The 8,841-nt window shown below is 27.6% G+C and carries 8 protein-coding genes; 2 read left to right on the top strand and 6 right to left on the bottom strand.

What is annotated here, in order from left to right; all coding sequences use genetic code 11:
* Positions 1–330 precede the first annotated feature (330 nt).
* Positions 331–690 carry an MmcQ/YjbR family DNA-binding protein gene (locus GXK56_RS20220; RefSeq protein ID WP_160690779.1) on the bottom strand — a complete coding sequence of 120 codons (360 nt, stop codon included), beginning with the start codon at positions 688–690 and terminating at the stop codon, positions 331–333.
* Between the two features lie 102 nt (positions 691–792).
* On the opposite strand from GXK56_RS20220, the gene GXK56_RS20215 reads away from it, so the two are divergent.
* The gene (locus tag GXK56_RS20215; RefSeq protein WP_160690777.1) at positions 793–1,506 is read left to right on the top strand and encodes a GNAT family N-acetyltransferase; all 714 of its coding nucleotides are present in this window, start codon (positions 793–795) and stop codon (positions 1,504–1,506) included.
* 86 nt (positions 1,507–1,592) lie between these two features.
* Here GXK56_RS20215 and GXK56_RS20210 read toward each other — a convergent pair whose 3' ends face one another.
* The gene (locus GXK56_RS20210; RefSeq protein ID WP_160690775.1) at positions 1,593–2,087 is read right to left on the bottom strand and encodes a L,D-transpeptidase; all 495 of its coding nucleotides are present in this window, start codon (positions 2,085–2,087) and stop codon (positions 1,593–1,595) included.
* 91 nt (positions 2,088–2,178) lie between these two features.
* Entirely contained in the window at positions 2,179–3,180 is a 1,002-nt protein-coding gene (locus tag GXK56_RS20205) for a metallophosphoesterase (protein WP_243156196.1), read from the bottom strand.
* A 351-nt stretch (positions 3,181–3,531) separates the two neighbouring features.
* On the opposite strand from GXK56_RS20205, the gene GXK56_RS20200 reads away from it, so the two are divergent.
* Complete coding sequence (locus GXK56_RS20200) at positions 3,532–4,020, top strand: PTS glucose transporter subunit IIA (RefSeq protein ID WP_160690773.1); 489 nt, start codon at positions 3,532–3,534, stop codon at positions 4,018–4,020.
* Between the two features lie 49 nt (positions 4,021–4,069).
* On the opposite strand, the gene GXK56_RS20195 is transcribed toward GXK56_RS20200, so the two are convergent.
* The 3 genes from GXK56_RS20195 to GXK56_RS20185 all read right to left on the bottom strand — a co-directional run bounded on the left by GXK56_RS20195 (position 4,070) and on the right by GXK56_RS20185 (position 8,828).
* Positions 4,070–4,789: an HAD family hydrolase gene (locus GXK56_RS20195; protein ID WP_160690771.1), complete on the bottom strand. Its 720-nt coding sequence runs from the start codon at positions 4,787–4,789 to the stop codon at positions 4,070–4,072.
* Between the two features lie 85 nt (positions 4,790–4,874).
* Positions 4,875–6,629, bottom strand: coding sequence for a glycoside hydrolase family 13 protein (locus GXK56_RS20190; protein WP_160690769.1), 1,755 nt, complete (start codon positions 6,627–6,629; stop codon positions 4,875–4,877).
* Positions 6,630–6,734: 105 nt separating this feature from the next.
* Positions 6,735–8,828: a methyl-accepting chemotaxis protein gene (locus GXK56_RS20185; RefSeq protein ID WP_160690767.1), complete on the bottom strand. Its 2,094-nt coding sequence runs from the start codon at positions 8,826–8,828 to the stop codon at positions 6,735–6,737.
* Positions 8,829–8,841: the final 13 nt, after the last annotated feature.

Genomic DNA, 8,841 nt, shown 5'->3' with positions numbered 1-8,841 from the left:
CCCCATTACGGACTTTCACCGATTAGTACGTGCCCATGCTGGGCACACGCAAAAAGCAAGTGTATAAATACACTTGCTTTTTCTTAGTAACTGATTTTAACGTTGTCCGCCAACTGGGTACGACCCTTCGTCGTACATTGCTTCCGGGATTTTTACGTTGCCCGTCACCAACTGTATACCTCTTGAGATATACGCTTCTGCCGGATTGAAGTGTCAGTCCACTAAGATAAATTTAAATCTTTATCTTGTTTATATTATAACTTATCCATTAATTTATTTCAACATATATTCTGAATTTTCAGAATTATTTTTAAAGGAAATTTTTCATTATTATTCCATGTTAATTTCTTTTTGAACTTTTTGGCTAAAAGAGTTTAGTATTATACTATAAGACATATCTATCATTTGTTTTACAACTTCATCAGGTACTTTACCTCCAATATAAATGGAATTCCAATGCTCTTTATTCATATGGTATCCAGGTATTATATCTTTATATTCATCTCTCAAAAATCTTCCAAAACTTGGATCACACTTTAAAGTTATTATAGGTTTTCCTTCTCTATCCCCACCTTTCATAACAAATATTTTTCCCCTTAATCTATACAAAGTTGCTTCCCAATCTTCTTTTATTTCTTTTTCCGCTCCTTTTTTATTAAGGCAATATTCTTCAAGCCATACATAGTTCATAATTATTAATCCTCCAATCCTTTCATTAAATCATTAGTATGATATAATTTTTACATAATATAATAAATTTTTCTATATATTTTTGAAAGGATCTTAATAATTATGATAACTGATATTGCTATTGAAATGCTTACGAAAAATTTCTTATTAAATGTTGATATGCTAGAATGCATACGTAGAGGAAGTGTAGAAATTTTGTTTGCATCAAATGAAGGCGTTCTAATAAAAGACTGTCCTTCAAACATATATATGCTTTCTTCAAATAATATTGAAGTATCAAAAAGTTTAATTAATATACTACCTGAAGATTTTAATATAGTTTCTACCCATGATAAATTTTCTTTTGATTTATTATTAGAAAAACATATCTTTTCCGAGACAATGGCTTGTTACAATACTGTTTATACAAAGAAAACTCCTATAGTTTATGAAAAATCCTCAGTTGAAATCAAACCACTTACATTACAATATAAGGATAATATAATTAATAGTTATTCTAAAATGGATATTATAGACTCAAATTATATTGAAAATAGGTTGAAAGCAAATGTAATGTTTGGTGCATTTATTGATAATAATTTATGTGGATTTATTGGAAGCCATGAAGAAGGTTCAATAGGTATGTTAGAAGTCCTTCCTAAATTTAAAGGAAAAGGAATTGGCTCTTCTTTACAAATTGCAGCAACAAATCATGCTTTAGCCCTTAAACGATACCCTTATGGACAAGTGGTAGAAACAAACATTGCTTCAACAGCACTTCAAAAAAAACTTGGTTTTGAATTATCAAAAGATAAAGTTTATTGGCTTATAAGATAAAATGAGCGTACATTCATAACCTATCTACAACAAATCTCAAAATGAAAAGCACTAGACTATTTATATTTAACATTAGTTTAGTGCTTCTAACTTATTACAACCTTAGTATCCTTAGGAATGTTGTCATAAATCCACTTTGCATTTGTTTTTGCTAATCTTATGCATCCATCAGATAATTTCATTCCAAGTCTTCCATCTCTAACAGATCCATCTAAATTATATATTATAGAATGAAATAAATAATTTCCCTTAAATTGAGTGTAATACCAACACTTATATCCTTTATTCACTCCAAAATAAAGTCCTTTGATTCCAATTTTATAAGTTCCTTTTGGAGTTGGGGTTGAATTTTTTCCAATTGTACATAAATAACTGTGAATAATTCCCCATTTATTTGTGGTTCCTTGAAAAATATTGACTTTGAAATTTTTTAAATCTACCCATATAAAATAATTTGTATCACTGGAAAAGTTATTTGAATTCACATATTGCTCAGCATTAAAATTTAGCTTTTGATTATCACTCCTTAGATTATGTTCTGCACATTTTTTACTGTTAAAAAACTCAGATAAATATTTCATGATTATTTCCTATAAAAATTATTTATGAATATTATATGATTAAATTATCATTTGTGATTTTATTTATATTTTAATTTTTTCTTTACTCTGCTTACTCCATTGGAACTTGCTTATTAAAAATCCATTGTTTATCTTTTATATTTCTTCCATTAATAGTAACTTTGTTATCATTCACTTCAACATACAACCCTTTAATGAATGGTTCTCTTTTTCTACCACCTTCATAATTATCACTATATACAATTGTATAACTTACAGCGCCTGTATGGGCCATAGTAAATGGTTGTTTAAATAATATGCTGCTATCATTTAAATCGCTATGAGTGTGAGAAGTAAATAATATTACCTCAGGATATTTCGATAATATTTTTCTTACTTCTTTACTTTGTTCAACACCAATCCATCCTGTATTCCCATTATTTAAATGCTGATGTAAAAATACAAAAATAGGTTTTCCTTTTTCATATTTTTCTTCCAGCTTATCTTTTAACCACTTTTGCTGATCATCGGATATAAAAGCTCGTACTGAATCAGTAGTTTTTGAATTTCCATCTTCTGATCCCAATGATATAAAATGATATCCACCAACCCATTTATCATGATATACTTTTTCTTCACCTGCAAAATCAAGATATCTGTTAATGAAAACTTTAACTTGCTCGGATGAATTGGTGCCTGCTTCATAATTATAAAATTCATGATTTCCTATATTTTTTATAATTATCTTAGGCAATAAATTCTCATTTTTGCTTATGACATTTTTAATAGCAGTATATGATTCTTCCTTACCTTGATCTACAGTATCTCCATTTAAAACTAATAAGTCCATTGTAGGATCAAGATTATGAAAATCTTCTATAGCTTCTTGAAAACTGTCTATATTATTATGAATATCTCCTAATACACCAAAAGTGATTCCATTTTTAAGGGGTGTATTTTCTTTTTTATCTTCGGTAGCAATAGTATCTTCCATTGATATTACGTTCTCCGTATCGTTATTCATAGCTTTTGATTTATTTATATATATTGCAGCCGAAGCTCCTATAAGAAAAAGTGCAATTACAAAAGAAATTCTTCTCATTTTTTTTATCATACTCACCTCTATTAAAATACTAATGATTTTACCTTATCTGTATAGTATTCTCTTATATTTCCCTAACAAATTTTACTTACTAAATTATATACTATTAACTTTTTATTTTGCAAATATTTATACTACTTTGCTTCTTAAGTATTCTTTGATTATATTATTTTAATTTATATGTAATAGTATTCATAAATTTATAGAAAAAGCTTTATGTAGCAAATAGAATTTTTAATTATAATTTCATAATTAAAGCAAAAACACGGAACCAATTCCACATTTTTATTGACTCTCATCTTAACAAATAATATAATTAATAATAATTATGAAATTATCCCTATTAAAAATTCGGAGGTATATATGTTTAAATTTTTTAATAAAAAACAAAAAACTGATTTAACACTAGTTGCACCTGCTACTGGTAAAGCAATTGATATTTCAAAAGTTCCAGATCCTGTCTTTGCTCAAAAGATGGCTGGCGATGGTGCTGCTATTGATATAACTGGAGATACAATTGTTGCTCCTGCTGATGGTACACTTGCATTAGTCTTTAAAACAAAGCATGCTTTTGCTATGACTCTTGACAATGGAATTGAACTACTAGTTCATATAGGAATAGATACAGTTTCATTAAACGGTGAAGGTTTTGAACAGCTTGCTTCTGAAGGAAGTGTGGTTAAGGCTGGAACACCAATCATCAAAATAAATAAAGATTTTATTTTAGAGAAAGGTTTTTCTCTTATTACTCCAGTTTTGATAACTAATCCAGATGTAGTATCTGACTTAATTATCTCAACAGATAAAAATGTAACTGCTGGTGAAGATGACATAATCGTATGTAAGCTATAAAAAACAATCGAGCAGGTTTGATAAGCTATCACTCCTACTCGATTATTATTTAGTTCTCAATTATTAATTCACTTATTTTATTCACGTCACCATCTAAAATATTATATTTACTTTTAAGGCTTCTTGTTACTTTAGGTGATAAATTAGATTCAATATATAAAGAATCTAAGCCTACATTGCATGCACCTTCAATGTCTGCAATAAAATCATTACCTATCATTATACTATTATTAATATCAATCTTAAATTCCTTCAAGATCTTATTATAAAATACCGCATCTGGCTTACAAACATAATGGTCAGAAGAAAAATATGTACCGTCAAAATAATCATAAATACCTAATAGTTTCAACTCATATAATGTAAATATTCTTTGAGCATTTGATAACAAATAAATTTTTTTCTTCCTTGCCTTAAGTTTATCTAGTAATTCTATAGCTCCATCATAGAGTTTTATATATTTAATCGATAAAACCCTAAACATCTGAGCCACTGTCTTAATAATCTCTTCAGACGCACGTATTTCTTTATCTTCAAAAATAGATTTAAACACCTCTTCTATTGGAAAGTCAGGATATTTAGTAATGTTTATAGCTAGTTGCTTCTCTTTAACTTTCCTTCTATAGCTGTTCTTTAAATCTTTTCCATTATAATATGCACCATTAAAGGAATAAAACAAAGCAAGTTTATCCCAAACTGTCTTAGAATTTTCATTAGTATGGATATCTACTAAAGTTCCATAAAGATCAAAAATATAATTATTGTACATAATATCTTTCCATCTTTCTATTATTTTAATACTCTTCGTATATCTTATCAGTAATCAAAAATAATTCAGTTAAATTTAGAGAAGCTTATTTAATTTTTCTAATCAATATACCGTTTTTAAGCAAACTATTTTTTGAATATAAATAACTAAATAAAACTTCTCCATCTTCTTCTATTGAAATAATTCCATCTGAACAATTTAGTAATATTTCAAGTTTATTTCCCCATTCATCTAGCTTTATATATTCAATTACTCTTTCATTTTTGATTGTATTTGGAAAATGAAAATTACGACTTCTAAAAAGCTGCTCTTCTTTTCTAAGCTTTATTAAGTTCTTTATAATATTTATATTACTATCGTATTTTCCACTTTCAATTTCATCCCACGGCATACATCTTCTACAGTCAGGATCATGGTTTCCTTCAAGTGCAATTTCAGTACCATAGAAAATACATGGACTACCAGGCATTGTAAATAATACTGCTAGTTGTTGATAGAAAACATTAATGTCTTTTACTCTTGAAATCAATCTTTCTGTATCATGGGAATCTAATAAATTAAATAATACATCATTATTTTGTTGCATATACATCGTATAACATCTATTTATAGTATATTCAAAATCCGCCTTAGTTAAGCTATCATCTATCCAAAAATCTGCTATACTGCTTGTTAATGGGTAGTTCATAACAGCATCAAATTCGTCTCCTTTAAGCCAAGAAATAGAATCATGCCATATTTCACCTAATATATAGAAATCAGGCTTTATTGCTTTCATTTTTTCTCTTAATACCTTGCAGAATTTATGAGAAATTTCATTTGCAACATCAAGTCTTAAACCATCAATATTAAAATTTTTAACCCAATATTCACATACATTTATAAAATAATCAATTACCTCTTTATTATTGGTATTTAACTTTGGCATATTTTTAGCAAAGGCAAAAGAATAAAACTTCCCATCTCTTGTATCTCGGCTATTATCATCAAATGGCCATTGATTTATCATAAACCAATTAAAATATTTTGATTCCAGCCCTTTCTCCATTACATCTAACCAAGGCTCAAACTTATCTCCACTATGATTAAATACACCATCAAGCATAATTCTCATACCTTTTTCATGCGCCTTATTTACAAGATTTCTAAATACATTTTCATCACCAAAATGCGGATCTATTTTTAAATAATTTTTTGTATCATATTTATGAGTTGAAGCTGCTTCAAAAATTGGTGTTAAATATATCCCCGTAACACCTAAGTCTTCTAAGTAATCCAATTTATTTAGAATCCCATGCAAATCTCCACCATAAAATTCTTCGTTTTTAACACTCCCCTTATGCCAAGGCTTTACACACTTTGGACTTATAGATGTGTCCCCATTGCAAAACCTTTCAGGAAATATTTGATACCAAACCATATCATTTACCCAATCTGGTGTTGTATTAATATCTGAGCTATTCATCCAAGGAAATGTAAAACATTGAAGTACTTTTCCATCTAAATGCATTTGCTTTTCATTTAAAAAACCATTTTCAAAGTAATACCAAGTTTCCTTTTCAGTAATTAATTCAAAATAATACCTGCACCTTTTAAATTCTGGCTTTAAAGTAGTTGTCCACCATATTTGATGCTTTAACTTCTTTTTATAAGGAATTTCCTCTCTATTTCCATCCCATTTATTATTTCCACCTAAAATTCCAGTTGCAAATGGGTCTCCATAATTAATAAAAACTTTTTTAACATCATAGCCAGTTTTTAAATTAACAATTAAATCATATTCATTAATAGGATAACAATAATTGTCAGATGTTCTATGATATACTGCTTCAAACTTCATCTATTTATATTTCTCCTTTTACTGTTTAAAATAAATATTATTTAACCTCGCAATTTATATATTTTCTTTTTTTTAAATATATATAGCCCTCTGTATTAATTCTTTTTACTTATATCTAAATTTATTAATTTCAGATTGTAAATTATCTGATAAATGCTTTAATTTATTTGAAGACTCAAGAAATTCAACTGTAGTCTCAGTAACAGTTTCACAAACACAAGCTACATCTCCAGCTCCATTTGATGTTTCCTGTACAATAACCGTTAAACTTTGTACTTGATCTAATACTTCATTTTTCTTTCTATTTAATTCACTTAAGTCTTCAGAAATATCCGTAACCTTAACACTTAAATCATTAATTGAAGATATTATCTCTCCAAATATATCTTGGGATTGTTTAACTGAATTTTGCTGCTGCTCAACTGCATCACTAGTTTTGTCAGCTTTATGTACAGCATTTTTTACATTATGATTAACTTGAGCTATGGTATTTGTAATTTTCTTTGCAGATAATTCAGTTTGTTCAGCAAGTTTTTTGATTTGTTCAGCAACAACTGAAAAACCTTTTCCTGCTTCCCCTGCTCTAGACGCCTCAATTGCAGCATTCAAAGATAATAGATTTGTTTGTTTTGTAATTTGAGTTATAGTTTCATTCATTGTTTCTATTTCCTTTACACTCTTTGAAACAAGATTTATAACTTCATTTACTTCATGAGTTAAATTTTTTGTTTCATTTGCTTTCTCAATTAATGCACCTATAATATCCAATCCAAATTCACTTAGTGAATTAGCTTTATTAGCCATATTGCTGACATTCATTGCTAATGAATCAATTCTACTTATTGAATCAGAAACATCCTCCATATTTGAAGTTAATAATTCTAAGTTATTTGTTGAATCAGTTGTACCTGAATCAATTTGATTTATGGTTTTGTTTACATTTGAAATTGAATAGGATAATTTTATGCTCTTATCATTTAAATTTAATGCTGCAACATTGACATCATTTACAGATGAATTCACATTATCTAGCAAACATGAAACCTTTATACACATATCATTAAAACTTACTGCTAGATTTTCCAGTTCATCTTTTGAATTAATGCTGATTTTACTATTAAAATTACCTAAGGCAGCTTCATTAATAGCATTTCTTATTATTAATATGTTTTTTGATAATTTATTAGAAAATCTAGTACTGATAACTATAATTGCTACAATTACTATGATGAGAATTAATAAAAATTCTTCAATTAATGAATTTTTTGCTCTAGTTAAAATTTTCTCTGGAATTTTATTAATAAACTTCCACCCTGTAACCTCAGAAGTAGCATATGAAGTAAAATAATTCATATTTTCAAAAGTAAATTTCTCAAATCCCTTAGTATTTGCACTTATATCCTTCCAAATTGAATAATCAGCTACTACTTTTGTATCAATAATATTTTCATTTGTGCTAGCAATAACTTGTCCGTTTGTATCACATAATATAAATTCAAAAGCACTATTTTCATCTAGCATATTTGTAAGATTCTTTGATAAAACCTTAAGATCCAAATCTACTGATATAACTCCAATAATTTCATTGTTCTTTCTAATTCCATATGATATTGTTACACAATCACTTCCAGAACTTGCATCTTTATATATATTGCTTATATATGCGGCATCTCTATACTGAGCAGCACCTTTATACGAATCTCTTGATGTAGGATTAAAATCAGCTGATACTTTTTTATCTGGATAGCAATAATAAGATTTACTCTTATCAAAAGCAAAACTTAAAGATAATATAGAGCTATTTGATTCTTTTATTAATTTCAAATCATTTTTTATTTCTGTAAATTCATCAATTGTAGATTTACTCGTAATATTCTCTTTAAAAATATCTTTCCTTGAAAAGGATTGGAGAGCATTTATGATGTTATCGAATTGAGAATCTAGTAATTTTTGAGCACCTATGGTTGAGGCTGTACTTGAAGATTTAAAATTACTACTTGTAATATCATTAATTTTAATAAAAGCAACACCACATATAATTATCATAGGAATAATTGAAATAAAAAACATACTTTGCAACAGTTTAAAATGTATGCTTTTAGATTTTTTTAAATTACTTTTATTAGAATTATGCTTAAGCAACTTAATTTTCCCTTTGCCAGAAGTAGATAATATATTTTTCGATTTAGTTTTTCCCATCTTATACTCACTC

It is taken from the genome of Clostridium sp. C2-6-12 (genome assembly GCF_009928485.1).
GTDB lineage: Bacteria > Bacillota > Clostridia > Clostridiales > Clostridiaceae > Clostridium.
Note: the sequence above shows the minus strand (reverse complement) of the source record. Positions and strands in the feature narration are given on the sequence as shown.

Excerpts from the sequence above, each read along its gene's own strand:
- GXK56_RS20185 (WP_160690767.1), bottom strand. The coding sequence starts at position 8,828 with ATGGGAAAAACTAAATCGAAAAATATATTATCTACTTCTGGCAAAGGG.
- GXK56_RS20200 (WP_160690773.1), top strand. The coding sequence starts at position 3,532 with ATGTTTAAATTTTTTAATAAAAAACAAAAAACTGATTTAACACTAGTT.
- GXK56_RS20195 (WP_160690771.1), bottom strand. The coding sequence starts at position 4,789 with ATGTACAATAATTATATTTTTGATCTTTATGGAACTTTAGTAGATATC.
- GXK56_RS20190 (WP_160690769.1), bottom strand. The coding sequence starts at position 6,629 with ATGAAGTTTGAAGCAGTATATCATAGAACATCTGACAATTATTGTTAT.
- GXK56_RS20210 (WP_160690775.1), bottom strand. The coding sequence starts at position 2,087 with ATGAAATATTTATCTGAGTTTTTTAACAGTAAAAAATGTGCAGAACAT.
- GXK56_RS20220 (WP_160690779.1), bottom strand. The coding sequence starts at position 690 with ATGAACTATGTATGGCTTGAAGAATATTGCCTTAATAAAAAAGGAGCG.
- GXK56_RS20205 (WP_243156196.1), bottom strand. The coding sequence starts at position 3,180 with ATGATAAAAAAAATGAGAAGAATTTCTTTTGTAATTGCACTTTTTCTT.
- GXK56_RS20215 (WP_160690777.1), top strand. The coding sequence starts at position 793 with ATGATAACTGATATTGCTATTGAAATGCTTACGAAAAATTTCTTATTA.